Annotated in this window: 16 protein-coding genes and 3 pseudogenes; 7 read left to right on the top strand and 12 right to left on the bottom strand. The window is 63.7% G+C overall.

Features of this window, described 5'->3' with window-relative positions:
- Positions 1 to 9: 9 nt before the first annotated feature.
- Positions 10 to 10,533 (bottom strand): autotransporter-associated beta strand repeat-containing protein, encoded by a 10,524-nt coding sequence (locus CAF90_RS20475; RefSeq protein WP_085608284.1) that lies wholly within the window; start codon positions 10,531 to 10,533, stop codon positions 10 to 12.
- Between the two features lie 410 nt (positions 10,534 to 10,943).
- Between CAF90_RS20475 and CAF90_RS20470 the strand changes: the two genes are divergently transcribed.
- Together CAF90_RS20470 and CAF90_RS20465 are read left to right on the top strand one after the other, a co-directional pair.
- A complete protein-coding gene (locus CAF90_RS20470; RefSeq protein WP_085608283.1) occupies positions 10,944 to 11,903 on the top strand; it encodes a nucleoside-specific channel-forming protein Tsx in 960 nt (319 codons plus the stop codon).
- 14 nt (positions 11,904 to 11,917) lie between these two features.
- On the top strand, positions 11,918 to 12,940 hold the full coding sequence (locus tag CAF90_RS20465) for a purine nucleoside permease (RefSeq protein WP_085608282.1): 1,023 nt from the start codon (positions 11,918 to 11,920) through the stop codon (positions 12,938 to 12,940).
- 71 nt (positions 12,941 to 13,011) lie between these two features.
- Here the strand turns inward: CAF90_RS20465 and CAF90_RS20460 are convergent, their stop codons facing one another.
- The 3 genes from CAF90_RS20460 to CAF90_RS20450 form a co-directional block, all read right to left on the bottom strand.
- Positions 13,012 to 13,968: a zinc-binding alcohol dehydrogenase family protein gene (locus CAF90_RS20460; RefSeq protein ID WP_085608281.1), complete on the bottom strand. Its 957-nt coding sequence runs from the start codon at positions 13,966 to 13,968 to the stop codon at positions 13,012 to 13,014.
- A 31-nt stretch (positions 13,969 to 13,999) separates the two neighbouring features.
- The gene (locus CAF90_RS20455; RefSeq protein WP_007958996.1) at positions 14,000 to 14,173 is read right to left on the bottom strand and encodes a DUF1427 family protein; all 174 of its coding nucleotides are present in this window, start codon (positions 14,171 to 14,173) and stop codon (positions 14,000 to 14,002) included.
- An 89-nt stretch (positions 14,174 to 14,262) separates the two neighbouring features.
- Positions 14,263 to 15,051 carry a helix-turn-helix domain-containing protein gene (locus CAF90_RS20450; RefSeq protein ID WP_085608280.1) on the bottom strand — a complete coding sequence of 263 codons (789 nt, stop codon included), beginning with the start codon at positions 15,049 to 15,051 and terminating at the stop codon, positions 14,263 to 14,265.
- Between the two features lie 137 nt (positions 15,052 to 15,188).
- On the opposite strand from CAF90_RS20450, the gene CAF90_RS20445 reads away from it, so the two are divergent.
- Both CAF90_RS20445 and CAF90_RS20440 read left to right on the top strand, forming a co-directional pair.
- Positions 15,189 to 15,416 (top strand): DUF6555 family protein, encoded by a 228-nt coding sequence (locus CAF90_RS20445; protein WP_011335095.1) that lies wholly within the window; start codon positions 15,189 to 15,191, stop codon positions 15,414 to 15,416.
- Positions 15,417 to 15,454: 38 nt separating this feature from the next.
- Positions 15,455 to 15,727 (top strand): hypothetical protein, encoded by a 273-nt coding sequence (locus CAF90_RS20440; RefSeq protein ID WP_085608379.1) that lies wholly within the window; start codon positions 15,455 to 15,457, stop codon positions 15,725 to 15,727.
- Positions 15,728 to 15,751: 24 nt separating this feature from the next.
- On the opposite strand, the gene CAF90_RS20435 is transcribed toward CAF90_RS20440, so the two are convergent.
- The 3 genes from CAF90_RS20435 to CAF90_RS20425 all read right to left on the bottom strand — a co-directional run bounded on the left by CAF90_RS20435 (position 15,752) and on the right by CAF90_RS20425 (position 17,349).
- Positions 15,752 to 15,919 (bottom strand): metallothionein, encoded by a 168-nt coding sequence (locus CAF90_RS20435; protein WP_074689145.1) that lies wholly within the window; start codon positions 15,917 to 15,919, stop codon positions 15,752 to 15,754.
- Between the two features lie 482 nt (positions 15,920 to 16,401).
- Entirely contained in the window at positions 16,402 to 16,857 is a 456-nt protein-coding gene (locus CAF90_RS20430; RefSeq protein ID WP_085608279.1) for a DMT family transporter, read from the bottom strand.
- Between the two features lie 3 nt (positions 16,858 to 16,860).
- A complete protein-coding gene (locus CAF90_RS20425) occupies positions 16,861 to 17,349 on the bottom strand; it encodes a DMT family transporter (RefSeq protein WP_085608278.1) in 489 nt (162 codons plus the stop codon).
- A gap of 111 nt (positions 17,350 to 17,460) precedes the next feature.
- Between CAF90_RS20425 and CAF90_RS20420 the strand changes: the two genes are divergently transcribed.
- Positions 17,461 to 18,396 carry a LysR family transcriptional regulator gene (locus CAF90_RS20420; RefSeq protein WP_085608277.1) on the top strand — a complete coding sequence of 312 codons (936 nt, stop codon included), beginning with the start codon at positions 17,461 to 17,463 and terminating at the stop codon, positions 18,394 to 18,396.
- A 21-nt stretch (positions 18,397 to 18,417) separates the two neighbouring features.
- Here CAF90_RS20420 and CAF90_RS29965 read toward each other — a convergent pair.
- The 3 genes and pseudogenes from CAF90_RS29965 to CAF90_RS20410 all read right to left on the bottom strand — a co-directional run.
- A pseudogene (locus CAF90_RS29965) lies at positions 18,418 to 19,011 on the bottom strand (methyl-accepting chemotaxis protein); the annotation flags it as partial.
- Positions 19,012 to 19,323: 312 nt separating this feature from the next.
- Positions 19,324 to 20,100: pseudogene (locus CAF90_RS29960) on the bottom strand (cache domain-containing protein); the annotation flags it as partial.
- Between the two features lie 226 nt (positions 20,101 to 20,326).
- Positions 20,327 to 21,646, bottom strand: a complete 1,320-nt coding sequence (locus CAF90_RS20410) for a Na+/H+ antiporter family protein (RefSeq protein ID WP_007955962.1) — start codon at positions 21,644 to 21,646, stop codon at positions 20,327 to 20,329.
- 215 nt (positions 21,647 to 21,861) lie between these two features.
- Here CAF90_RS20410 and CAF90_RS29955 point away from each other — a divergent pair.
- Positions 21,862 to 23,250: pseudogene (locus CAF90_RS29955) on the top strand (HAMP domain-containing protein); the annotation flags it as partial.
- Between the two features lie 102 nt (positions 23,251 to 23,352).
- Positions 23,353 to 24,108 (top strand): methyl-accepting chemotaxis protein, encoded by a 756-nt coding sequence (locus tag CAF90_RS29950; protein ID WP_371915868.1) that lies wholly within the window; start codon positions 23,353 to 23,355, stop codon positions 24,106 to 24,108.
- Positions 24,109 to 24,147: 39 nt separating this feature from the next.
- Here CAF90_RS29950 and CAF90_RS20400 read toward each other — a convergent pair whose 3' ends face one another.
- Together CAF90_RS20400 and CAF90_RS20395 are read right to left on the bottom strand one after the other, a co-directional pair.
- Positions 24,148 to 25,461 carry a sensor histidine kinase gene (locus tag CAF90_RS20400; RefSeq protein WP_085608274.1) on the bottom strand — a complete coding sequence of 438 codons (1,314 nt, stop codon included), beginning with the start codon at positions 25,459 to 25,461 and terminating at the stop codon, positions 24,148 to 24,150.
- Positions 25,458 to 26,126 (bottom strand): response regulator transcription factor, encoded by a 669-nt coding sequence (locus CAF90_RS20395; protein ID WP_011335105.1) that lies wholly within the window; start codon positions 26,124 to 26,126, stop codon positions 25,458 to 25,460. The genes CAF90_RS20400 and CAF90_RS20395 overlap by 4 nt, the downstream gene beginning before the upstream one ends.
- Positions 26,127 to 26,129 lie beyond the last annotated feature (3 nt).

The following is a 26,129-nucleotide window of genomic DNA, read 5'->3' as shown; positions in this document are numbered from 1 at the left end:
GCTCCTGAATCAGAATCCGAGGCTGAAGCTGATGGTCATCGCATGGTCGTTGCTCTCGTTCGACAGCTGCCCCGAATAGCCGATACCAAGTTTGCCGGTCGGGCTGATCTGGAAGTCCACGCCTGCTTCGACCACCGCGCTGTCCTTGGCAATCGGCACGCCCTGGGTGTTGAACGAGGCGCCGCCGTCGATGAAGGTCAGATCGGCGTCGGGCTTGGTGTCGCCGAAGGCATGTCGCCAGCCGAGCGCCGCGCGCGGGGTGAACTGCCCGCCGTTGGCCAGGGTGATGACCTTGCCGGCGCGCACGCCCAGGGTCGAGAAGGTGATGTCCTGATCGGACTCGGCGCGCAGGCGCCCTACTCCGCCTTTCTCCTTGGCCTTGTCGCTGTCGTAGTTGACGTACGCCAGGCCGGCGAACGGTTCCAGGGCAATCCCGGCCGCTTCGATGGCATAGCCGACTTCACCGAACACCTGAGCACTGCGCGCGTCGTAATTAGCCTTCAACCGATCGTTGTAGGCACCGACGCTGACGTCGCGCTTGGTTTCGATGTCGTGCCAGCTGTAGGCCGCGCCAAGGCGCACCGCCAGGGCATCGAATTGCGAGTTGAGGTACGCCGCCAGGTGGTAGCTCTCGACCGTGGCATCCGAGCGACGATCGTGAGCATCCAGATCGCTGCGGGTGTAGCCGGCGGCCATGCCGACGCGCCACTGGTCGTCGATCTGCTTGTCGGTGCCGAGCATGAAGCCGCTCAGGTTGCGATCCAGCTTCGCGCTGTTGCTGTTGCCGTCCGACTCGCCCCAGGCCCCGAGTGCGCGGGCCCAGCCGACCATTTCGCCGTGGCAGCCGTTGCTGCTCAACTGATTGTCGCTCGGGGCCAGGGCGCGGCGTGGATCGTCCGGTGCGCTGCACGACGGCTGGCGCATACGGTCGTTGACCGCGTCCCGCACGTAGCGCGAATCCTCAAGGATTGCGCTGGCGGTGCTGGCATGGATTTCACCCGACAGACTGTCGAAGGCGTTACGTGCGCCCGCCACACTGAGATTGATGATTTCGTTCTGCAACGCAGCGCCCGCCGCGCCGTTACGCATCAACGCCGAAGCGGTGTTGCGCTGGTTGCGGGTAGCAGCGACGTCGACGAACGAGTTGCCGTTGCGGCTGACCACCAGGGTCACCGCGTTCGGGTCATACACCAGCGCCGTGTCGAGGAACGCATATTGCGGCAGATCGGCAGCGCTGAAGGTGCCGTTCACCCCGCCACCGGCGGTGATCAGCGAGTACACGGTGTTGCCGGTGAACGGCGCCAGGCTGTTGACCTGCAGACCACCGCTCAAAGTCGCGGTACCACCGACGGCCAGCGGAGTAGCAGTCGGCGAGCTGACCGTCAGGGCCAGTACACCGTCGGCGGCGTTGGTCAGGTTGCCGGCGACACTCAAGGTGCCGTCCTCGCCACCGGAAGCCACCACCCCATGGTTGACCACCGAACCGACGCTGCCATTACCGCTCAGGCCCGCGCCATTGGCCACGGTGACCTGCCCGGCGAGGGAGGCCCGCGCCGCACGGCTGCCGACTTGCAGCACGCCCTGATCCACCGCCACGGTGCCGCTGAAGGGTTGATCACCGGTCAGCAGCAAGCGCGCGGCACCGCGTTTGGCCAGGGCGCCGACACCGCTGAGGCGACCGTTGAACTGGCCGTTGGCGTTCTGCTGGAACACCAGCGATGCGTTGTTGAGGATGTTGCCTTGCAGGCTGGTGGTATTACCGATCAGCGTACCGCCGCTGACCGTGGTCCCGCCGCTGTAGGTGTTGGCGCCGCTGAGGACCAGAGTGCCGGAATCCAGCTTCTCTATGCCGCCACTGCCCACCAGCGGTGCGGAAATTTCCGCGCTGCCACCGGCATTCACCCGTACCGGCGCAAGGCTGCCGCCCGGGCCGTTGACCGGGGTCAGCGTACCGCCAGCGCCTGGAACCAGGCTGTAACCGCTGGAGAGGAACTGCAACCCGGTGAAGTTCTGATTGCCTTGCACGGTGACCGTCCCGCTCTGCCCGCCGAACACGGCGAACTGACCGTTCGACGCCAGCGCCTGGGTACCGCTCGGATCGGTCCAGTTGGTATTCGGCCCCCACACGCCGCTGCCACCACCGATGCTGCCGTCCGGATTGGTTTTGCCACCGTTCCAGAACTGCACTTCGCCCGGGGTGTTTTGCACCAGCAGGTTGACCTGATTGGCCAGCGCGGTCTGCAGGGTCAGGTTGGCCGCCGATACCGGCAGGCTGCCGTAGACCAGACCGTTGTTGGTCAGGCTGCCGCCGTAGCTGAACAATTGATAGACCCCGGTGCCAAAGCCGCCGGCATTGCTGATGTTCAGCGTGCCGTCGAGGGTCAGGTTGCCGGCGACGTTGACCACGGTTGTGGAACTGGTGGCCGAGCCGAGGGTGAAGTCCAGGTTAGTGCCCGAAGACAACGCCAGCGAACCGATCGACAACGGCGTTGCAGTGCCGCCGCCCGTCAGCGTCGCACCGTTGGCCAGTTGCACGGCGCCTGCGAACACGCCGCTGCCGCCAATTTTCGCCCCGCTGGCGACGTTGACGTTGGCACTGTTGAGCACACCGTTGACGTTCAGCGAACCGGCCTGCACCGCGGTGTTGCCGGTGAAGGTGTTGTTGCCGGTCAGCAACAAGGCGCCGGTGCCGGTTTTGTTCAGAGTGCCGGCGCCCGTCAGGTTGCCGGTGTAGCTGCCGTTACTGTTCTGCTCGAAGGTCAGCGTCGCGTTGTTGACGATTGCACCTTGCAGGCTGCTGGTGTCGCCACGGGTGCTGCCGCCGTTCAGCGTCGTGCCGCCGCTGTAGGTGTTGGCGCCGCTGAGGACGAGGTCGCCACTGCCGTTTTTCACCAGGCTGCCGCTGCCGGTGATCGCACCGATCAGCGTGGTGTTCTGGTTGCCGGCCAGGGTCAGTTGCGCACCCAGGTTGATGGCGTTGGCCAGTTGCAGCGCAGAAGTGCTGTCGAGGGTGCCATTGCCCAGCACGCTGAGGGCGCCGCTGCTGATCGCGCTGTTGTTGCCCAGGATCAGCGAGCCACCCGAGAGCTGGGTACCGCCGCTGTAAGTGTTGCTGCCGTTGAGGGTCAGGCTCGATGCGCCGGTCTTGATCAGACTGCCGCTGCCGCTGACCACACCGCCGAGGGTCAATGCGTTGGCGCCGGTGACGGTGAGTCCGCCGTTGAGCACCACGGCGTTGGCCAGGCTGACCGCTGCGTTGCTGTCCAGCGCCGTGCCGTTGGCGGCGGTCAACACGCCGGTGCCGAGGGCCGCGTTGTTGCCGACCACGATCTTGCCGCCGTTGAGCGCAGTACCGCCGGTGTAGCCGTTGGCGGCGTTGAGCACCAGGGTGCCGGTGTCGTATTTGCCCAGTGTGCCGGCGCCGTTGAGCGCCACGCCCACGGTGGCGGTGACGTTCGGGTCGACCCGCACGGTGGCATTGCCCAGCGATCCGTTGACCAGATTCAGCGAACCGGCCGTGCCGTTCTGCAGGCTGTAGCCATCGGTGACGAACTGCATGCCGGTGATGGTTTGCGCGCCGTTCACCGTGACGGTGCCCGCCGTGCCCTGGAACACCGCGAAGCTGTTGGTCCAGGCCTGATTGGTGGTGCCGTTGACGTCGGTCCAGTTGGTGGTGCCGGTGCCCCAGGTACCGCTGCCGCCATCCACCGAACCATTGGCGACGAGCTGGTTGCCGTCCCAGAACTGCACGGTGACGCCCGGTGCGGTGACCAGCAGGTTGATCTGGTTGGCCAGTGCGGTTTGCAGGGTCAGGTCGCCCGGGGTGACGCTGCCCGGCACGGTGCCGATCAGCATGCCGTTGTCGGTCAGACCGCCGGTGTAGTTGATCAACCGGTACACGCCGCTGCCGAAACCGCCGATGTCGCTGACGTTAAGCGTGCCGTCGAGGGTCAGGTTGCCGCCGACATTGACCAGCGGGTTGCCGCCACCGGAGACCGGTGTACCGAGGCCGACATCGAAGTTGGAGTTGGCGTTGAATACCAGCGAATTCACCGACAGGGTGCTGCCGGTGGCGCCGGCCAGATGACCGCCATCCGCCACGGTCACGGCCCCGCCGAGCGAACCGCCGCCGGTCAGAGTGCCGCCGCTGTTGACCAGCACACTGGCGCTGTCCAGTGAGCCGCTGACGTTCAAGGTACCGGCGTTAACCGTGGTGTTGCCGGTCAGGCTGTTGAGGCCGGTCAGGGTCAACGTGCCGGTGCCGAGTTTGCTCAACTCGCCGGTGCCGGTAAGTACACCGTCGAAGATGCTGCTGGCGTTGTTGCCGCCGATGCTCAGCGTGTTGCCGCCGCCAATTAGAGCGGTGCCGGTGCCGGTCAGGCTGGCGAGGCTGCCGGAGCCGCCGAGGTTGAGGGTCGCCGCAGCGCCGAGATTGACCCCGGCGTTGCTGCCCAGTGCCGAGTTGCCCAGGGTGGTCAGGCTGCCGGACTGCACATCGAAGGTGCCGCTGAAGGTGTTGTTGCCGGACAGCGTCAGGTCGGCCAGACCGTTCTTGGTCAGGGTGCCCGCCCCGGCGATCACGCCACCGAGGGTCAGGTTGTTGTTGCCGGCCACGCTGAGGTTGGCATTGACGTTGATGTTGTTGGCCAGCACCAGCGGCGCCGTGGTGTCGAGGGTCGAAGCGCCCGCCACGGTCACCGCGCCGGAACCCAGACCCGCCGAGGTGCCGAGGGTCACGGTGCCGGCGTTCAGTGTGGTGCCGCCGCTGTAGGTGTTGATGCCGTTGAGGGTCAGGTTGGACGCGCCGTTCTTGATCAGACCGCCAGTGCCGCTGACCACGCCGCTGAGCGCCACGTCGCTGTTGCCGGTGTTGGTCAGGTTGGCATTGAGCACCACGTTGTTGCCCAGCGACACCGAGGTGTTGCTGTCCAGCGCCGAAGCACCCGCCACGGTCAGGTTGCCCAGACCGAGGGCGCCGTTGCTGCCGGCGGTCAGGGTGCCGGCGTTGAGGGTGATGCCACCGAGGAAGTTGTTGGCCCCGCTGAGGATCAGGTTGGCCGCGCCATTCTTGGTCAGGCTGCCGGCGCCGTTGATCGCGCCGCTCAGCGTCAGATCGTTGCTGCCGACGATGCCGAGGTTGCCCGCCAGGTTGATCGCGTTACCCGCCGTGAAAGCGCCGCTGGCATCCAGGGTGGTGCCGTTCGCCGCGTTCAGGGTGGCCGAGCCCAGCGCGCTGTTCGACGCCAGAATCAACCCGCCCGCATTCAGTGCCACCGGCCCGAGGAAGGCGTTGTTGCCGCCAAGGGTCAGGTTGGCCGAGCCGTTCTTGATCAGCCCGCCGGTGCCGTTTATCACACCGTTGAGGGCCAGCGCATTGCTGCCAACGATCGTGAGGTTACCGTTGAGCGTGGCCGCGTTGGCCAGGGTCACGGCGGTGTTGCTGTCCAGTTGCGTGCCGGCATTGGCGATCAACGCACCGCTGCCCAGCGCGGTGTTGCTGCCGACCACGATTTTGCCGCCATCGAGTTGCGTGCCGCCGGTGTAGCTGTTGGCGCCATTGAGCACCAGGGTGCCGCTGTCGAGCTTATTGAGAATGCCGCTGCCGTTGATGTTCACGCCAACCGTGGCAGTCACGCCCGGATCAACCCGCATCGCCGTGGTGCCGCCGGCACCGTTGACGGCGGTCAGCAGTCCCGAGGTGCCGTTGACCACGTTGTAGCCATCGGTGAGGAACTGCATGCCGGTGAACAGTTGAGTGCCGTTGACCGACACCGTCCCGGCCGTGCCCTGGAACACCGCGAAGTCGCCGGCCCAGGTCTGATTGACCAGACCATTGGCGTCGGTCCAGTTGGTGCCGGCGCCGTTCCAGGTACCGCTGCCGCCATCGACAGTACCGTTGGCGATGGTCTGGCTGCCGTCCCAGTAACGAATGTCCGAATTCGGCGCCGAGACCTGAATGTTGATCTGATTGGCGACCCCGATCTGCACCACCAGATCGCCCAGCCCATAACCGACCGGCACGCTGGCAACATCCAGGCCCAGATTGGTCAGGGCACCGGTGTAGTTGAACAGACGATACACACCGACGCCGAAACCACCGGCATCGGTGACGTTGAGATTACCGTCGAGGGTGAGGTTGCCGCCGACGTTCATCAGCGACGTGGTCGATGGCGTCCCCAGCGCCGCATCGACATTGCTGCCGGCTGCGAGCGTCAATGATCCGGCCGAGAGTGTATTACCCGACGACAGGGCCAGGTGACCGCCGCTGTTGATGGTCATCGCACCGAGTGCCGAACCGTTACCGGTGAGGGTGCCGCCGGTATTGACGTTGACCTGGGCACTGGCCAGCGAACCGCTGAGGTTCAGGGTGCCGCCGTTGACGGCGGTGTTGCCGACGATGCCGTTAATCCCGGTCAGGTTCAGGGTGCCGGTGCCGACCTTGGTCAGACCGCCGTTGCCGCTCAGGTCGCCGTCGAAGGTGCTGGTGCTGCTCACCCCGCCCACGGTGAGGGTATTGCCACCACCGATCTGCACGCTGCCGCTGCCACTCAGGCCGTCGAGGCTGGCGCTGCTGCCGAGGTTGAGGCTGGCGCCGGCGCTGATGTTGGCGCCGGAGGTGTTGCCCAGCGCCCCGCTGCTCAGGGTGGTGACACTGCCGGCGGCAATGTTCAGCGCGCCGGTGAAGGTGTTGGTGCCGCTGAGAGCCAGGTCGTCCAGACCGGTTTTGGTCAGGCTGCCGGCGCCGTCGATCACGCCGCTGAGGGTCAGGCCGTTGTTGCCGGCCAGGGTCAGCCCGGCATCGAGGGTGATGTTGTTGCCGAGGGTGAAGGCGGTGCTGTTGTCCAGCGTCGCGGCGCCACCGACGGTGAGCGTGCCGCTGCCCAGTGCGCCGGGCGCGCCGACGGTCAGGGTGCCGGCGTTGAGGGTGGTTCCGCCGCTGAAAGTGTTGGTGCCGTTGACGGTCAGGTTGGCGCTGCCGTTCTTGACCAGTTGGCCGGTGCCGCTGAGCACACCGCCGAGGGTCAGGTTCTGCGTGCCGCCGACGCTCAGCGCCGCATTCAGCACAACTGCGTTAGCCAGGCTGACCAGCGGTGAACTGCTGTCGAGCGTTGCTGCACCGCCGACGGTCAAGGCGCCAGTGCCGAGCGCCGAGCTGTTGCCGACAGTCAGCGTACCGGCATTCAGGGTGGTGCCGCCGGCGTAGGTGTTGGTGCCGTTGAGGTTCAGATTGGCCGCGCCGTTTTTCACCAGGCTACCGGCACCAGCGACGGTTCCGGTGAGGCTCAGATCCGCGCTGCCGCCCACATTGAGCGCCCCGGCGAGGTTGACCTGGTTGCCCAGAGTGACGGCGGTATTGGTATCCAGCGTGGTGCCGGCCGCTGCGTTCAGTGCACCGCTGCCCAGCGCGGTGTTGCTGCCGACAATCATTTTGCCGACGTTCAACGCGGTGTTGCCGAAGTAGGTGTTGGCGCCGTTGAGGATCAGGTCGGCCGGGCCGCTTTTGGTCAGGCCACCGACCCCGGAGACCACACCCGCGAGGGTCAGCGCGTTACTGCCGCCAATGGTCACGTTGCCGCCAAGGTTGACGTTGTTGGCCAGGCTCGCCGCCGTGCTGGCATCCAGTGTGGTGCCGTTGGCGGCGTTGAGTACTCCAGTGCCGAGGGCGGTGTTGGAGCCGACGACCAACGTCCCGGCGTTCAGCGAAGTAGCGCCGGTGTAGGTGTTGTTGCCGGTCAGGGTCAGGGTCGAAGCACCGGTCTTGATCAGGTTGCTGCCGCCGCTGATCACACCGCCGAGGGTCAGCGGGTTGGCGCCGCCGGTGGTGAGGTTGGCGTTCAGGGCAATGGCGTTGTTCAGCGTCACGTTGGCGCTGCTGTTGAGCGTGCCGCCCGACCCGCCCACAGACAGCGTGCCGGTGCCGAGCGCCGCGCCGTTGCCGACGGTCAGGCTGCCGGCGTTGAGCGCGGTGCCGCCGGTGAAGGTGTTGGCGCCGTTGAGGGTCAGGTTGGCCGTGCCGTTCTTGATCAACTGGCTGGCGCCGCTGATCACGCCGCCGAGGGTCAGTGCACTGCTGCCGCCGATCCCCAGATTGTTGTTGAGAATGACGTTGTTGTTCAGCGTCACCGCGGTATTGCTGTCGAGGGTCGCCGCGCCGCCGACGGTGATATTGCCACTGCCCAGCGCAGCATTGGCACCCGCTGTGATGGTGCCCGCGTTCAACGCAACGGCACCGAGAAACGTATTGGTGCCGTTGAGAATCAGGTTCGCCGCGCCGTTCTTGGTCAGCCCGCCGCTGCCGCTGACCACGCCGCCGAGGGTCAGGTTGGCGCTGCCGCCAATGTTCAGGTTGCCGCCGAGGGCGACGGCGTTGCTCAGCGCCACGGCGGTGCTGGCATCGAGGGTGGTGCCCGCCGCCGTGGTCAGCGCGCCAGTGCCCAGCGCGGTGTTGGAGCCGACGATCAGCGTCCCGGCATTCAGTGCCGTGCCGCCGGAGAAGGTGTTGTTGCCGCTGAGGGTCAGGTTCGCGGTGCCGCCCTTGATCAGGTTGCCGGCGCCGCTGATGACACCGCTCAGGCCCAGCGCCTGGGTGCCGCCGATGGTCAGCCCGCCTGCCAGCGCCACTGCGTTGGCCAGGGTCACGGCGGTGGTCGCATCCAGCGTGGTGCCGGCCGCCGCGTTCAAGGCGCCCGTGCCGAGGGCGGTGTTGCTGCCGACGAGCAAACTGCCGCCGTTGAGCGCGGTGGTGCCGCTGTTGGTGTTGTTGCCGGTCAGGGTCAGGCTGGCGCTGCCGCTTTTGGTGATCGCGCCGGTGCCGGAGACGATGCCGGCCAGGGTCAGGGCATTGCTGCCGAGCACGTTCAGCGCACCGGTGATGCCGACGTTGTTGGCCAGGGTCACGTTGCCGGTGCTGTCGAGGCTGGTGCCGTTGCTGGTGTTGAGGACACCGGTGCCCAGGGCGTTGTTGTTGCCGACACGCAAGGTGCCGGCGCTGAGGCTGGTGGTCCCGGTGTAGGTGTTGATGCCATTGAGGGTCAGGCTGCCGCTGCCGGTTTTGGTCAGGTTGGCGGCGCCGCTGATCACTCCGCCCAGGGTCAGCGCACCCGTGCCGGTCGCGGTCAGGGTGCTGTTGAGCGTGATCGCGTTCGCCAGCGAAATCGGCGTCGTCGCCGAGATACTTGAAGAGCCGCCAACGGTGATGCCCCCGGTGCTGAACGCCTGGTTGTTGCCCACCAGCACCACACCGCCATTGAGCACGGTGTTGCCGGTGTAAGTGTTGATGCCGTTGAGGTTGATCTGGCCGCTGCCGATCTTGGTCAGGCCGCCCGTGCCGGAAATCACCCCGTTCAGGGTCATGCCGTTGATGCCCTGCAGAGTCAGGCCAGTCCCACCCAGGTTGATCTGGTTGGACAGCGTCAAACCGGCATTGCTGGCCTGGAGAATCCCGCCGTTGGACGTCAGCACACCGCTGCCGAACGCCGCGTTGTCATTGAACTGCGCGACACCGCCATTGAGGGTGGTCGCACCGCTGACCAATGGCCCCTGCAAGGTCCAGGTGCCGCTGTTGAGGGTCAGATTGTTGAAGTTGACGTAGGTTGCGCTGGACGCCGTGCCGGTCCCGGTGGTGCCGCCGCCGAGGCCGATCGGGTTTTGCAGGATCAGCGTGTTGGTACCGGCCGCACCGCCATCGATCGTCCCGGTCGGGGCGAAGGTCAGGTTGATGCCGATCAGGCCACCGAGGCCGACGGAGACTTGCACACCGTCGCCGACGTTAACGCTGGAACCGGTGATCGCGTAGAAGGTGTTGGTGCTGCCCGCCCCCATCGACACGCCGCCGGTGATGTTACCGGCGTTGGTGAAGGTGTTGCCCGCCACCGACGTCTCGAACGCGACCCGGCCGTTGATCGTGCCGCTGGCGCTGTTGGTCATGTTGACTTGCGAACCGCCATACACCCCGACCACTGGCGTATCGGCCAGGGTGATGCCGCCAACCGACAGCCCGGTGGAGGTAATCGTGCCGTCGTTGGTGATGGTCGTGGTGCCCGAGACCGAGTTGTTCACGGCGATCCCCAGCCCGTCGATGCTGGTCAGGTTGAGTCCGAGCAACATGCCGGTGCCGCGAATGAGCCCGGTGGTGTTGTTGACGATGCTCACGGTGCTGGTTGCGCCGGTGCCGATGAACGCGCCGCCACTGAGGATCGACACCAGGCCGAGCAAGGCCGGGTCGAGGGTCCCGGAGTTGTTCAGGTTGATGTTGGCGCCGGTCAGGTTGATGACCTTGCCACCCAGGGTCGCGTTCATCTGCGCGCCGTTGGTGACGTTGACCGTCAGGCCGCTGGTGGCACTGCTGTAGTCATTGAGAAACAGCGGCAGGGTCGGAACGCCCGAACAGGTAATCGTGGAGCCCGCCGCCGAGCAGGTGGCGAACGCCTGCTCGCTGACGCCACCGAACAGCAGCCCGGCGACGCTCAGATGCACAGCAAGGGACAGTGGGGAAAAACGCGAAACGAGGGCGACACCAAACCTTGCTTCCACGGGTTACTCCTTGCGTGGCCAATTTCGTCCTTGAAGGCGTGCAACTGCGGCAAGATTCAGCACGCGTATCAAGCGTATGACGGTCAACAGATAAACCGTCCCATTCCAGACACACGCTAGTTGATGCCCTGCGATGGGGCACCGGTTAAATAGTGTTAATACTTTTGTGCGATAAGGCCCTGCGTCGATACTTCCGGCCGTTCTGAGCAAGGACTTGAGGGCTATTTCAGACGCTTTTGAGGGGAGTTGACCGAGCCGCCAGCTAAACCCGCGAATCAATCGATTTTTCAGCCACTTGAGAAACTGGTACGGCTTGTGCAAACGTTTGCGAGCTACCGTTGACTGCCTTTTCGTTACAAAACCGTACAGGCCCTATGATTCCGGGCCGTGATCCGCAAAAAGGACTTTGAATGCACGTTTCCTCCTGCCACCGTCGTCGCGGTGTGCGCACTTTTGCTGTTTCCCTGCTACTGGCCGGCGTTACCGGAGTTCTCAGTCAGACCACGCTGGCGCAGCCTGCCCTGCCAGAGGACTCCGCCCAGGGCGAAGCCCTCAGCCCCGAAGCCAGCCCGCCGAAAAAAGGCGCGTACCTGTCGGACTGGTACAACCAGGACCTGATGCTGATCGGCAGCAAGGACATCAGTTTCGGCCCGCAACCGGCGGACGACATCTACCTGGAATACGAGTACTTCGGGCGCAAGGGGCCGTTCGAGCTTTACGGCTACATCGACATCCCGAAGATTTTCAACATCGGCAACAGCCACGACAAAGGCGTGTGGGATCACGGCTCGCCGGTGTTCATGGAGCACGAGCCGCGCATCTCCATCGACTACCTCGCCGGCCGCAGCCTGGCCATCGGGCCGTTCAAGGAATGGTACGTGACGTTCGACTGGATCTACGACCACGGCAGCCGTAAAGAGAACCGCGCCAACACGCTGTACAGCGGTTTCGGCACCGACATCGACACCCATTCGCGGGTCAATCTGTCGGCCAACCTGTACGGGCGCTACCAGTGGGAAAACTACGGCGCCAGCAACGAATACTCGTGGGACGGCTACCGCGCGCAGCTCAAGTACATCGTGCCGATCGACAAATTCAGCAACGGTGCCTCGCTGACCTACATCGGCTTCACCAACTTCGATTTCGGCTCGGACATCCACAAGGACAACCCGGCGCGCACTGCCAATGCCACGGTGGCAACCAACGTGTTGCTGTACTCGTTCACCCACTTGCGCTTCACCCTGGTCGGCCGTTATTTCCACAACGGCGGCAACTGGGAGGATGGCAGCGAGCTGAATTTTGGCGACGGTAATTTCCGGGCACGTTCCAACGGCTGGGGTTACTACGCCGGCGTCGGTTATCAGTTCTGAATCCAGGAGCAATCATGAAAGCAATGACGCGTGTATCACTGGCCGCTGCCGCCCTGCTCTCTTCCACCGCATGGGCGGCCGAGGCACCGATTCAGCCGAAAGTCGTGCTGATCACCATGTTCGCTCCGGAGGCACAGCACTGGATCGATCGCCTCGAACTCAAACAGGAAGTCCGCGTGCCGGGCCTGTCGGCCGAATACCCGACCATCCGCTGCAACACACAGCAGGTCTGCCTGATGACCACCGGCATGGGCCAGACCAACGCAGCGGCTTCGACACTGGCACTGGCGCTGTCGCCGAAATTCGACCTGCGCAAAAGCTACTTCCTGATTGCCGGGATTGCCGGCATCAGCCCCAAACACGGGACCATCGGCACGGCCGCCTGGGCGCATTATCTGGTCGAGTTCGGCACCCAGTGGGAGCTGGATTCACGCGATGCGCCATCGAGCTGGCCGACCGGTTACCTCGGCATCAACACTCAAGGCCCGAACGAAAAACCGCCGCTGGACTACAAGACCGAAGTCTTCGAACTCAACCCGAAGCTACAAGCAAAAGCCTTCGCCTTGAGCCACAAGGTCGAACTGAGCGAAAGCAAGGAATCGGCCGCGTGGCGCCTGAAATACCCGGCAGCACCGGCCAATCAACCGCCGGTGGTCACCCGTTGCGACACGCTGGCGGGCAACACCTGGTTCTCCGGCACACGCCTGAGCGAACGCGCCGAGGTCTGGACCAAATTGCTGACCGACAACCAGGGCGAATACTGCACCACCCAACAGGAAGACAACTCCACCTACGAAGCCTTGCTGCGCGCAAGTCGCGAGGGTCTGGTGGACGTGCAGCGCCTCGCCGTGGTGCGCGCCGGCTCCGATTTCGACCGTCCGGCGCCGGGCGGCAGCGAAGTGGACAACCTGCTCAAGTACGCCGATCAGGGCGGATTTGTGCCGGCACTGGAAAACCTCTACCGCGCGGGCAATCCGTTGGTGCAGGACATCCTGAAAAACTGGTCGGCGTGGGAGAACGGCGTCCCGCAATCCTGAGACCCACAAAGCCCTGTGGGTGCGAAACTCGCTCCCGCAGGGCTTTGTGATGACATGCAGAACAGCGGCGGTCAGGGGATAAGAATGACCTTGTCACCGCTGCCCTGATTAACATCGGCATAGCGCGCCAGCCCTTCGGCCAGCGGCGCTTCCACCAGCCCTTGCGGCAGTGGCAGCCGGTCTTCGTCGAAGAACCGGCCGAACTGCTCGAGCATCGCCGCACAGGCCTCAACGCCATACAGCAACGAGTTGATGCCGACCACCGAACCGCCCTTGCGATACAGGGCCAGCGCCGGCAACTGCACATGCCCGTCCACCGGCGCAGCGATGATCGCGATCCGCCCAAAGGTCGCCAATGCCGCGACCGAGGCCGGCAGCCAGAAACCGGTGGTGTCGAAGATCACGTCGGCACCGCCGCGATACACGGCGTTGACCTGCGCACCCAGCTCCTCGGGTTTATCCAGCTGAATCGTCTGATAACCCTGCGCCTGCAAGTCCCTGACCTGCTCCGGCCGCCGCGCCGCCGCCAGCAACTGCGCGCCGCGCACCTTGGCCAGCGCCAGCGCCGCCGTCGCCACTGCCCCGCCACCAATCACCAGCAAACGGGTTTCGGCACTCACCAGACTGCGCTCGAGCGCATCCCACGCCGTGGTGTAAGGCACCCCGAGGCTGGCGGCCTGGGTGAAACTCAGATGCGAAGGTTTATGCGCCACGCCATTGGCCGGCAATTTGACGAACTGCGCATGGGAGCCATCGGCGAAGAAACCCAGCTCACGCCCGGTGCCCCAGACTTCCTGACCGATCAACGCCTGCGGCCCTTCGACCACCACACCGGCAAAGTCCCGACCGGGAATACGCGGCAGCGTGGTATACGGGAAACGCCCGAGCACGTTCTTCACGTCGCTGGGATTGAGGCCCGCGGCCTTGATCTGCACCAGCACCTCGTCAGCGCCCGGCACCGGCGTCGGCACCTCGACGAAGCGCAGGGACGACAGGTCGCCGGTTTTATCGAATTGCAGTGCTTTCATGGAAATCTCCACCGAAGGAAAAAGACAGGATTCAGGACAGCCAGCCACTGACCAGTTGCCGGCCCATCGGCCACAACTGCTCGCCCGCCAGCATGCCCAGCAGGCCTACCAGCGCGATGGTCGGCGGCGCCGGAGAACGGACATCCAGCGCGCCATACAGCAGGCCGACACCCAGACCGACGCCCAGTGAAATCAGGTAATTCATGGGATCACTCCGCCACACAAAGGGAATGGGCAAAGTCTAGGGAAAGGCGGCGACCGGCATCGGCCAAGGACTTCTGAATTTCGGCCAAATCAGCCGGCAAGCGGCCCGCCATCGAACTGCGAAGGGGCGACACCCAGCTCACGGCGGAACATGTCGCTGAAACTGCTCGGCGAATACCCCAGCTCCCGGGCAATCGCGCTGACCGGCACGCCCTGGATCAACTCCGCCACCGCCGTCGCCAACTGCACCTGCCGCCGCCACTCGGCAAAGCCCATGCCCAGCCCTTCCTTGAACAACCGCGCCAGGGTGCGCACGCTGGCCCCGGCGTTTTCGGCATGTTGCTCAAAAGGAATGTCCAGCGACGGCGCGGCCATCACTGCCTGACACAGACTCATCAACCGCCGGTCGGCATCGTCCGGCAACGGGATCTTCAGCTGCGAACGCCTTGCACGTTTCAGCTCCAGCAGCGCCAGCCCGACCAGCGCCTCGTAATACTCGGCATCCCCGCTGTCGCCCTGCGCCACCAGCCCGACAATCAACTCACGCAGCAGACCACCGACCTCGATCACCTGCACCGTCTGATCCAGCGTCGCCGCCAGCGCCGGGCGCAGGTAGATATTGCGCATCTGCAAATCCGACACCACCCGAATCCCGTGCGGCACCCCCGGCGGCAACCACACCGCCCGCTGCGGCGGCACCACCAGCGCCTCATGCGGGGTCTCGACCCACATCACCCCGCTCATCGCATACAGCAACTGCCCCCAGACATGCTCGTGCGGCTCGATGAACAGCCCACGCGGATACGTCCGCGCCAGCGGTTGCACCGGCACATCGGTATCACTCAGATCAGGGGGCGCAGCGAGGGCCATGGCGAACATTCATCGGGGTTGACGGAAACGCCATGGTAACCAGTCCGCACCTTCGCTCGCCATTGATAGATACCGTCGGACAATCCGAGTGAATTTTCCCGGAGCGCAGCGATCCTTCTATTACCACAGGGAGGAAGATGGGCTTTATGAACAACGCAAAACTGTACGTCATCGATTACACCCTTCACGGCGCGCCTAAGTCGTTCATTATCCGCTCGGACAAAATGGACAACACCGAGGCGTGGCACTGGGCAAGCTGCGACGCAGGGGTCGGCCGCATCCCGCGTTTCGGCCGGGAGAAAGTGCAGAAGACCAGCAAGCCGATGGCAGAAAAATTCGGCGTGGAAAACGTCACATGGCGACCGGCAAGCTAAGCTTGCGCGCAGGCGGGGACTATTTCGAGGGGAACAACATGACAACCATCAACAGCCCGGCGCACCTGGACTACGGCCTGGACACCCTGTTCGGCCGCATCACCAAAAGCGTCGACTGCCCGGTTGGCCTGGAACCCGTCGAAAACGACCCCTACCGCTTCGCCCTGCGCGTCCCGGCCCCCTTGCCGGAAGACCTTGAAAAGGCCAAAACCATCGTCGTCAACGTCGAAGGCCGCCGCCTGCAAGGCAACGTCCGCCACACCGAACGCCTGGACGACAACAGCCTGAAACTGGAAGTGGAGCCCGACTAGGCTCCACTCATTCAATACCCAAAATTACTTGGGATGCGCACACTGACACCCCTTGCCCGAACACTCCTCACCACTCTTGTGATGATGCGCACACGCCTCACAGCAATAATGCTTCCCGTGCGCCACATAAGAATGCTCCCCCTCCTTGATCGTGCAACGACATCCCGGACAATCGCATTTTCTATCTGCCATGGAACAGACTCCTCTGGTGGTGGTTGCCTGAGGCCGAAAGAACAAGCCGTGCTACCAGTGTAGAAGGTGAAAACAACCCAACAACCAAACCACTCACCACTCACCACTCACCCTTCAACCCTCCCCCCAACACTCACCACAATGAGCGTTAGCTCGAGTAAAGCTTTTGATCTCAAGGCCCGTCGGCAGGCTGAGTGGAGGGATTGATCCGGGGGTGGGAGCGCAGCGACCGTGCGGCGCAGCCGCATGCATCGAGAGGAGGTGCAGCGAAGCAAACCGTAGGCGATGCCCCCGGATCAATCCCGGAGCGAAGGAACCCGAGCCACAGCGAGGGCCGTACGTCAGGGCCCAAGACCTTTGGTTACTTTGGGGCGTTTGCCAAAGTGACTCGCTGTAAGAGCGAAACCGCCAGCGGCAGCACCCGAAGAAACGGATATTCACCCAAAACCCCAAGAGCATGGCCGGCCCAAAGGCCGCCAAGTTCAAACAGCCTGACGCACGCTACTGCGATACATAAACACCAACGCCAACCCCAAACACCCCATCGCCAAAACCCGACTAGAAGACAACTCGATAGCGGGATTCCCCAACCACCCAAAATTATCAATCAACATCCCCATCCCCAACTGCCCGACAATCACCGCCACCGTCGCCACAGCCGTCCCCACCCGAGGCACCGCACCAACCATGACCATCATATAAACCACCCCAAACAGCGCCCCACTCAACTGCCACTTCGGCACATCCAGCAAACTCACCGCCTGAGCAGGCTCAAAAAACAAAATCAACAACCCCGTAGAAACCGCCCCCACCACAAACGTCAACAAACTGCTGCGCAACACACCAACGGTTTCCCCAAGACGCCCATTGATCGCCGCCTGCACACTCAACACCGCACCCGCCAACACCACCACCGCCAACAAAATAACCAGACTCATCACTCACCCCCGCGCAATCAAAACCAAAGCCACCACAATCAACCCCAACGCCAGCCACCGCTCAGCATTGACCTTCTTGCGCGTAGCCCCAAACCACCCGAAATGGTCAATCAACACACTCTTGCCAACCTGCCCCGACAAAATCGCAATCATCGTCATCGCAATCCCGATATGCGGCGTCGCCAGCGTCAACACCACCACATACATCGGCCCCAGAAACCCGCCGATCAACTGCCAGCGCGGCAGATCCGTCAGCGCCGGCCCCTTCTGCGGCCCCGCAAACAACAACAGCAAAAACAGAATCGCCGACCCAACCCCGAAGATGCTCAAGGTCGCCCACAAATGCCCGACCTGCTCACCCAACGGCCCCAGCAACCCCGCCTCCACCGACAACCCCATGCCGGCCAGAATCACCAGCGGCAACAGCAACAAACGCAAACCAGGCCGCGCGACCGGGGCCGGCGCGGCACTCACTTCATCAAACGACTGCATCTGAAAAACCTCTGAAGGAAACGATGGCGCGGATTATCGGCTGGCGCAGCTGTGCGATAAATGGGAGCATCCGGACAACACTTTTGCGCAACTCGCACAGCAGGACAGACGATGCACGGGCTCAACGAACTGGGATTCAAGGCTTTAAGGCTGTTTGTGGCGGTGCTCGACCACGGCAGTTTTTCCGAAGTCGCCCGCCGCGAGGGCGTGGCGCCCTCGTCGATTTCCCGGCAGATCCAGTTGATGGAGCAGGCGCTGAACCAGCAATTGCTCTACCGCCACACCCGCGCGGTCACGCCGACCGAAGCCGGGCGCATGCTCGGCCACCACGCGCGGCTGGTGCTGGTGCAACTGGAAGAAGCCGAACAGGCGTTGCAGGAACAGCAAAGCGAACCGACCGGCCTGGTGCGGATCAACGCCCCGGTGGTGTTCGGCCAGCGCCACCTGACGCCATGGTTGGGCCGTTTGTGCGAGCGCTATCCGAAGCTGCAACTGGACATCCAGCAGACCGACCACTACATCGATCCGCTGCAGGAAGGTGCCGATTTGCTGTTTCGCATCGGCCCGCTGCACGACTCGAGCATGCAGGCGCGGATCCTCGCGCCACACCGCTTTCAGGTTGCGGCCAGCCCGGCGTATCTCAAGCGTTTCGGCACACCCCGGCATCCCGACGACCTCGCCCGACATCAGTGCCTGGCCTACAAGGGCGCGACCGGCCAGCAGCGCTGGTTCTTCCGTCAGGATCAGGGTGAATGGACGCCGTATGCAGTCAAGGGCCCGATCACCGGCAACCACGCGGACACCCTGACCCAAGCCGCTGTGCAAGGGCTGGGGCTGGTGATGTTTCCGTCATGGCTGATCGGCGAGGCGGTGCGCGAGGGCACGCTGGTGCCGGTGTTGGGGAATTATCAGGTGTCGAACAGTGTCGAGCCGCAGCAGATTTCGGTGCTGTGGCCGGGGAGCCGGCGGTTGTCGGTGAAGGTGCGGACGGTGATTGATTTCTTTATGGAGTGTTTTGGCGAGGTGCCGTATTGGGACAGACCCTGACGGTCTGTCCCGACAACGCCCTCAGATACGGAACTGCCCAACCAGTTTGCCCAACCGCTGCCCCAAGTCCGCAAGACTGCGCGAAGTCTGCGCCCCCAGCTGTGTCTCATCCGCCACGTTATCCACCGCCACCGCAATCTGATGCACGCTGCGGTTGATCTCTTCGGCCACCGCCGTCTGCTCCTCGGCAGCACTGGCAATCTGCGCGTTCATCGAGTTAATGGTCGCAATCAGATCCGCCATCGCATCCAGCGACGCCCCCGCCTGATTGGCCTGAGCCGAAGTACCGTCACCCGCCTCGCTGGAACGGCGCATCGCTTCAACCGCCGACTGCGTCCCCGCCTGCAAGCGATCGATCATCCCCTGAATTTCCTGCGTGCTGATCTGCGTGCGCGACGCCAGTGCCCGCACCTCGTCCGCCACCACCGCAAACCCGCGCCCGGCCTCACCGGCTCGAGCCGCTTCGATCGCGGCGTTGAGCGCCAGCAGGTTGGTCTGTTCGGCAATCGAACGGATCACTCCCAGCACGCCGACAATCGACGACACGTCCTGCTGCAGGCTGTCGAGGGACACGCCGCTGCTGCGGATGTCGTCCACCAGCGCATGAATCTGCTTGATACTGCCGGCCACCACGCGTTTGGCGGTCTGGCCTTCTTCGTCGGTCTGCTGCGCAGCGACGGCGGCGTTCTGTGCACTCTTGGCGACTTCCTGCGCGGCGGCGGACATCTCGTTGATCGCCGTGGCGACCTGATCGGTTTCGTGGCGCTGACGTTCCATGGCCTGATCGGAGCGCTGGGCCTGATCGGACACCTGCGTCACCAGACCGGTCAGTTGCGACGTCATCTCGGTGATCTGCCGCACCAGGCCGTGGATCTTGTCGACGAACCGGTTGAACGAGCCGGCCAGTTCGCCGAGTTCGTCCTGGCTGGTGATGGTCAGGCGTCGGGTCAGGTCACCCTCGCCCGCCGCGATGTCATCGAGGTTGGCTTTCATCAGGGTCAGCGGTCGCAGGATGGTGTTGGCCAGCAGCATCCCCGCCGCCGCGATCACCAGCAGCACCACCACCGCCACGCCGACGATGCTCAGCACCACGCCCTGCATGCGCTCCTGCACCTTGGCCTCGACCACCGCCACTTGCGCTTCGATGCCGTCGAGGTTGACCGACGTACCGACCGCCATGTCCCACTTCGCCAGGTATTCGGTGTAGCCGAGTTTCGGCACCAGCACCTGCGCATTGCCCGGCAACGGCGAGCTGTATTGCAGGTAGTGGGTGCCGTCCTTCGCGACTTTCACCAGATCGCGGTTGACGTAAACGCCGTTCGGGTCGCGGTTGTCCTTGAAGCTTTTGCCCACGCCTTCGGGGTCGTTGGCCTTGAACAGGCGCACGGTCTCGGAGTCGTAGCCGAAGAAGTAGCCGTCCTTGCCGTACTTGATGCTCGACAGCAACTTGATCACCTGAGCCCGCGCGTCGGCGTCACCGGGAGCGGCGGCGTCGTACAACGGTTTGATGGTGGTCATGGCCACGGCGACATAGCTGGCCAGGGTGGCCTTGGCGTCGCCGAGCAGGCGTTCGCGGGTCTGTTCGACTTCCTTGCGCGCCTGTTCCTGAAGGATGAACAGCGTGGTCAGGCTGATCACCAGCGCAAAGAGCAAGACCGGAAGGACGGCAAGGGACAGGACTTTAGCCTTGAGACTCAGGCGCATGGGGGCTCACTCTTTTGGTTTTATTGGCGTGGATAAAGGCTTTAACGGCACGCGAAACCAAAAGTTGAGCTTTACCTCAGATCGTTCCCACACGGACGCTTCGACACCTCGACGCCGATCGTTCCCACGCTCTGCGTGGGAATGCAGCCCGGGACGCTCTGCATCCAGAAGCGTGACGCAGAGCGTCACAGGAGGCGTTCCCACGCGGAGCGTGGGAACGATCAGGTCAGAGGACCATCGCGGCCACCCAGCCAAACGCCAGCAGCGGCAGGTTGTAGTGCAGGAAGGTCGGAACCACGGTGTCCCAGATGTGATGATGCTGGCCGTCGACGTTCAGGCCGGAGGTCGGGCCGAGGGTCGAGTCCGAGGCTGGCGAACCGGTGTCGCCCAGCGCCCCGGCCGTGCCGACGATGCAGACGATCGCCATCGGGCTGAAGCCCAGTTGCACGCACAGCGGCACGAAAATCGCTGCCAGGATAGGCACCGTGGAGAACGACGAACCGATGCCGATGGTCACCATCAACCCCACCAGCAACATCAGCAGCGCGCCAATCGCCTGGCTGTGATCGATCCACGCCGCCGCGCTTTCAACCAGCGAACGCACTTCACCGGTGGCCTTGAGCACTTCGGCAAAGCCCGAGGCGGAGATCATGATGAAGCCGATCATCGCCATCATCTTCATGCCTTCGGTGAACAGATCGTCGGTCTCACGCCACTTGACGATGCCCGACGCCGAGAAGATCAGAAACCCGGCCAGCGCGCCGATAATCATCGAATCCAACAGCAACTGAATGATGAACGCCGCCGCGATGGCCAGGCCGGCGATGCCGATCGTCATCGGGTTGTAGGCGACGCTGACCTGCTCCACCTGCTCGATCTTTTCCAGGTCGTAGACCCGCTTCTTGCGGTAGCTGAAGAACACCGCCAGCAACAGGCCGAACACCATGCCCGCCGCCGGAATGGCCATGGCGTGCATGACGTTGATCTGGCTGATATCCACGCCGGCCTTGCTGACGTTGGCCAGTAGGATCTGGTTGAGGAAGATGTTGCCGAAGCCGACCGGAAACACCATGTACGGCGTGATCAGGCCGAAGGTCATGACGCAGGCGATCAACCGGCGGTCCAGTTGCAGCTTGGTCAATACATATAAAAGCGGCGGCACAAGCAGCGGAATGAACGCGATGTGGATCGGCAGGATGTTCTGCGAAGCGATCGCCACCACCCACAGCAGGCCGATCAGCATCCATTTGACGCTGCCGCCACCGGTCGCATGCTGGCGGTCGACCATCGCCAGAGCCTTGTCGGCCAGCGCATGGGCCAGGCCGGACTTGGCAATCGCCACGGCGAAAGCGCCGAGCAACGCGTAGGACAACGCCACTGTCGCCCCGCCACCCAGGCCACTGTTGAAAGCCTTGAGCGTGGCGTCGATGCCCAGACCACCGGTCAGGCCACCGACCAGCGCACCGACGATCAACGCGATCACCACATGCACCCGGGACAGGCTGAGGATCAGCATGACGCCGACCGCAGCAATCACTGCATTCATTTCACTACCTCAAAAACACGACGGTAAAGCCATTCACCGCCAGACAGGATGAGTCCGGCCGGCAAGCCACGAGGGTCGCCAGCGGATTTGCATAGAGGGTCTTATTAGAAGGGCGCGCACTGTGCCGCAGAGCGGGCGCAGTGTCAAAGCGAGCGGTCGCGCCACTGTGTAACTTTGCATGATCAAAGCGCTGAAGATGGCATATCCGCCACAACATGCGTCAATTCGCCATATTGCATTTGCGCCATAAAGAAAGTCGAAACGCGGCCGTTACAGTGCAAAGTCTCAGATATTTATCGAATAAGGACGTTTCCATGTCACTCAGACAACTTTCCATCCAATGGAAAATCACCCTGCTCGCCGGGCTCTGCCTGGCCGGTATCGTGACCCTGTTGGTGGGTCTTTCGCTGTATCGCATGGAGCACAGTTCCGAACTGGTGAAAGCTTCGAGCATGGAAATGCTCACCGAATCGGCCCAGGCTCGCATCGAATCCCAGGGTGAAGTCCAGGCAGCAGGCATTCGCCAGCAGTTCATGGACGCCTATCAATATGGCCACGGTTTCTCGCGTCAGGTGCTGTTCCTGCGCGAACAGGCCGAGAAGCGCTTTCTCGATGCCTTCGACCTGCGCGAGGACATGACCCGTCAGGTGAAATCGGCATTGCAGGCCAACCCGGATCTGCTTGGCCTGTCGCTGGTGTTCGAAGCCAATGCGCTGGACGGCAAGGACGAACTGTTTTCCGGCCAGGCGGAACTCGGCAGCAACGACAAGGGCCGCTTTGCCCTGTACTGGTCGCAGCCGACCCCGGGCAAAGTCACCTCGATGGCGCTGCCGGAAAGCGACATGGCCGACACCAGCACCGGCCCCAGCGGCCAGGCCGCCAACGCCTGGTTCACCTGCCCGCGCACCACGCTCAAGCCGTGCGTGATCGAACCCTACTTCTATGTGATCGACGGGCAAAAGGTGCTGATGACCAGCATCGTGTTCCCGCTGATGGTCAACGGCAAAGTCATCGCCTCGCTGTCGGTGGACATCAACCTCAACAGCCTGCAAGCGATCAGCCAGAGCGCGAGCAAAAAGCTCTACGACGGCCAGACCGCCGTGAGCATCATCAGCCCCGCCGGCCTGCTCGCCGGGTACAGCCCGGACGCCAATAAACTCAGCCAGCGCCTGGATGCCGTGGACACCACCAGCGGCGCTGAGCTGCTGCGTCTGCTCGCTTCGAGTCACACCGTCAGCAGCCTGCACAGCAATGCGCAACTGAAAGTACTGTCGCCGTTCCAGCCGATTCCCGGCGGCCCGTCGTGGGGCGTGCTGCTTGATGTACCGGAGAAAGTGCTGGTCAGCCGCGCCGAAGCGCTCAAGCAGCAACTGGATGCCAGCAACACTTCCGGCACCCTGATCGAGCTGAGCCTGGGCGTACTCGCCGCACTGATCGGCCTGTTGCTGGTGTGGCTGATGGCGCGCAGCGTGACCAAACCGATCCTCGGCGTGGCCCATATGCTGGAAGACATCGCCAGCGGCGAAGGCGACCTGACCCGCCGTCTGGCCTACGACAAGAAGGACGAGCTCGGTCAACTGGCCGGCTGGTTCAACCGTTTCCTCGACAAGCTGCAACCGATCATCGCCGAGGTGAAACACTCGGTGCAGGACGCGCGCAACACTGCCGACCAGTCTTCCGCGATTGCCACCCAGACCAGCGCCGGTATGGAGCAGCAATACCGTCAGGTCGATCAGGTGGCCACCGCGTCCCACGAAATGAGCGCCACCGCCCAGGACGTGGCCCGCAGCGCCGCGCAGGCCGCCGAAGCGGCCAAGGATGCCGACCGCGCCACCCGTCAGGGCCTGTCCGTGATCGACCGCACCACCGCCAGCATCGACACCCTCGCCGCCGACATGAGCGCAGCGATGGTGCAAGTCGAAGGCCTGGCCGCCAACAGCGAGAAGATCGGCACCGTGCTGGAAACCATCCGCGCCATCGCCGAACAGACCAACCTGCTGGCCCTGAACGCCGCCATCGAAGCGGCCCGTGCCGGTGAAGCCGGACGCGGTTTTGCGGTGGTCGCCGACGAAGTCCGCAACCTCGCCCGCCGCACTCAAGAGTCGGTGGAAGAAACCCGCCAGGTGATCGAGCAATTGCAGAACGGCACCCAGGACGTGGTCGGTTCGATGGGCAATAGCCATCGCCAGGCCCAGGGCAGCGTCGAACAGGTCGGCCAGGCCGTGACCGCACTGCGCCAGATCGGCGATGCGGTGACGGTGATCAGCGACATGAACCTGCAGATCGCCAGCGCTGCCGAAGAGCAGAGCGCGGTGGCTGAAGAGATCAACAACAACGTGGCGACGATTCGTGATGTGACGGAATCGCTGTCGGGGCAGGCGAATGAATCGGCGCGGGTGAGTCAGTCGCTCAATAGTCTGGCGAATCAGCAGCAGAGTTTGATGGATCAGTTTCGCGTCTGACGCTCAAGCCCGCTCACCACAAACCTTGTGGGGGCGGGCTCACCGCCGAGGCAATAGAATCTCCACCTTCAACCCACCCCACTCACTCTCCCCCAACACCAGAACCCCGCCCCAAGTCTCGACAATATCCCGCACAATCCCCAGCCCCAACCCATGCCCATGGGTCTGCTCATCCAGCCGCGTCCCCCGGCTGAACACCTGAGCCCGCTGCGCCTCGGGAATCCCCGGCCCGTCATCCTCCACGCTCAGCACAAAACCTTCGGCCGTTTCGACCACGCTCAACCGCACCTCGGCATCCGCCCATTTGCAAGCGTTGTCCAGCAGGTTGCCAAGCAGTTCCAGCAGATCCTCACGATCCCACGGCAATTGCAGGCCCCGCGGGGCCACATAACTCAGCTCCAGGTGCTCGCCATGGATCATGTTCAACGTCGACAGCAGCCCCGGTAGCTCGGCGTCGCAATCGAACAGCGCTCCCGGCAACGCATCGCCAGAGAGCCGCGCACGGTTGAGCTCGCGGTTCAGCCGTTGCTGAACCTGTTCCAGTTGTTCCTTGAGAATCTTGCGCAGCTCCGGGTGTGCGTCGAGCCTTTCACTCGACGCCTGACTGAGCAGCACCGCCAACGGGGTTTTCAGCGCGTGCCCGAGATTGCCCAGGGCATTGCGCGAGCGCTTGAGGCTGTCTTCGGTGTGCGCCAGCAAATGGTTGATCTGCGCCACCAGCGGCTCCAGTTCCGCCGGCACTTGTTCATCGAGTTGTGAACGCTGGCCCTGCTGCAACTGGGCGATCTGTTCGCGAGCCTTTTCCAGCGGACGCAAGGCGCGGCGCACGGTCAGGCGTTGCAGCAACAGAATCAGCAGCAACCCGGCCAGCCCGAGGCCGAGACCGATCTGGCGCATGCGCTGGAAGCTCTCGCGCACCGGCGTGTAATCCTGGGCCACGCTGATGGAAATCGACTGGCCGAGCCGTCGATAGTCCGAACGCAGCACCAATAGTTGCTGACCATCCGGCCCCAGTTGCAGGTTGCTGTGCAGACCGGAGCGTTCGAGCAACGGCAGATCCTGATCCCACAACGAGCGGGAGCGCCAATGGCTGTCGGCGAAATCGATGCGGAAGTAATGCCCGGAAAACGGTCGCTGGTAGGCCGGCGACAAGTGCCGCTCATCCAGCTGCAAGCCTTGCGGGCCGCGAACCAGCGCCACCAGCAGGCTCTCGCTGTCGTTACGCAAGCCGGCTTCGAGATAGCGCTGCAATCCGACTTCGAACAACCACAGACTGGTTTGCGCCAGCAGCACGCCGACGACCACCAGCACGCTGATCAACCCCAGGCTCAAGCGGCGCTGGATCGATCTCACGAAGCCTGTCCGCCAAACAGATAACCCTGGCCGCGACGGGTTTCGATCACGCTTTTGCCGAGCTTGCGCCGCAGGTGATTGACGTGGACTTCAAGCACGTTTGAATCGCGCTCGGTTTCACCGTCATAGAGGTGTTCGGCGAGGTGGCTTTTGGAGAGGATCTGTTCCGGGTGCAGCATGAAGTAGCGCAGCAGACGGAATTCGGCAGCGGTCAGCTGGATGTCGGCACCGTCGCGCACGACACACTGGCGGCCCTCGTCCAGGTGCAGCCCGGCGGCCTTGAGCGTCGGCTGGTTGGCCTGGCCCTTGGAGCGGCGCAGCAGCGACTGGATGCGCAAATACAGTTCTTCCGGGTGGAAGGGTTTGGTCAGGTAATCGTCGGCACCGGCCTTCAGGCCTTCTATGCGCTCGGCCCAGGAATCGCGGGCGGTGAGGATCAGCACCGGAATCGTCAGACCGCCGGCGCGCCATTGCGCCAGCACCTCAAGCCCCGGCACGCCGGGCAGACCGAGGTCGAGGACGATCAGGTCATAGGGCTCGCTGCTGCCCTGATAGACCGCATCGCGCCCGTCCGCCAGCCAGTCCACCGCGTAGCCTTGGCGTTGCAGGCCGGCGAGCAGTTCGTCGGCCAGCGGTACGTGGTCTTCCACCAGAAGCAAGCGCATCGG

The sequence above is a fragment of the Pseudomonas sp. B37(2017) genome (assembly GCF_002112885.1).
Taxonomy (GTDB): Bacteria; Pseudomonadota; Gammaproteobacteria; order Pseudomonadales; family Pseudomonadaceae; genus Aquipseudomonas; species Aquipseudomonas paraglycinae.
The sequence above is the reverse complement of the archived record's forward strand: the minus strand, read 5'-3'. Positions and strand labels throughout refer to the sequence as shown.

What these genes read in the sequence shown, in the direction of transcription:
- CAF90_RS20470 (WP_085608283.1), top strand. Translation starts at nt 10,944, where the DNA reads ATGCACGTTTCCTCCTGCCACCGTCGTCGCGGTGTGCGCACTTTTGCT.
- CAF90_RS20465 (WP_085608282.1), top strand. Translation starts at nt 11,918, where the DNA reads ATGAAAGCAATGACGCGTGTATCACTGGCCGCTGCCGCCCTGCTCTCT.
- CAF90_RS20460 (WP_085608281.1), bottom strand. Translation starts at nt 13,968, where the DNA reads ATGAAAGCACTGCAATTCGATAAAACCGGCGACCTGTCGTCCCTGCGC.
- CAF90_RS20455 (WP_007958996.1), bottom strand. Translation starts at nt 14,173, where the DNA reads ATGAATTACCTGATTTCACTGGGCGTCGGTCTGGGTGTCGGCCTGCTG.
- CAF90_RS20450 (WP_085608280.1), bottom strand. Translation starts at nt 15,051, where the DNA reads ATGTTCGCCATGGCCCTCGCTGCGCCCCCTGATCTGAGTGATACCGAT.
- CAF90_RS20445 (WP_011335095.1), top strand. Translation starts at nt 15,189, where the DNA reads ATGAACAACGCAAAACTGTACGTCATCGATTACACCCTTCACGGCGCG.
- CAF90_RS20440 (WP_085608379.1), top strand. Translation starts at nt 15,455, where the DNA reads ATGACAACCATCAACAGCCCGGCGCACCTGGACTACGGCCTGGACACC.
- CAF90_RS20435 (WP_074689145.1), bottom strand. Translation starts at nt 15,919, where the DNA reads ATGGCAGATAGAAAATGCGATTGTCCGGGATGTCGTTGCACGATCAAG.
- CAF90_RS20430 (WP_085608279.1), bottom strand. Translation starts at nt 16,857, where the DNA reads ATGAGTCTGGTTATTTTGTTGGCGGTGGTGGTGTTGGCGGGTGCGGTG.
- CAF90_RS20425 (WP_085608278.1), bottom strand. Translation starts at nt 17,349, where the DNA reads ATGCAGTCGTTTGATGAAGTGAGTGCCGCGCCGGCCCCGGTCGCGCGG.
- CAF90_RS20420 (WP_085608277.1), top strand. Translation starts at nt 17,461, where the DNA reads ATGCACGGGCTCAACGAACTGGGATTCAAGGCTTTAAGGCTGTTTGTG.
- CAF90_RS20410 (WP_007955962.1), bottom strand. Translation starts at nt 21,646, where the DNA reads ATGAATGCAGTGATTGCTGCGGTCGGCGTCATGCTGATCCTCAGCCTG.
- CAF90_RS29950 (WP_371915868.1), top strand. Translation starts at nt 23,353, where the DNA reads ATGGAGCAGCAATACCGTCAGGTCGATCAGGTGGCCACCGCGTCCCAC.
- CAF90_RS20395 (WP_011335105.1), bottom strand. Translation starts at nt 26,126, where the DNA reads ATGCGCTTGCTTCTGGTGGAAGACCACGTACCGCTGGCCGACGAACTG.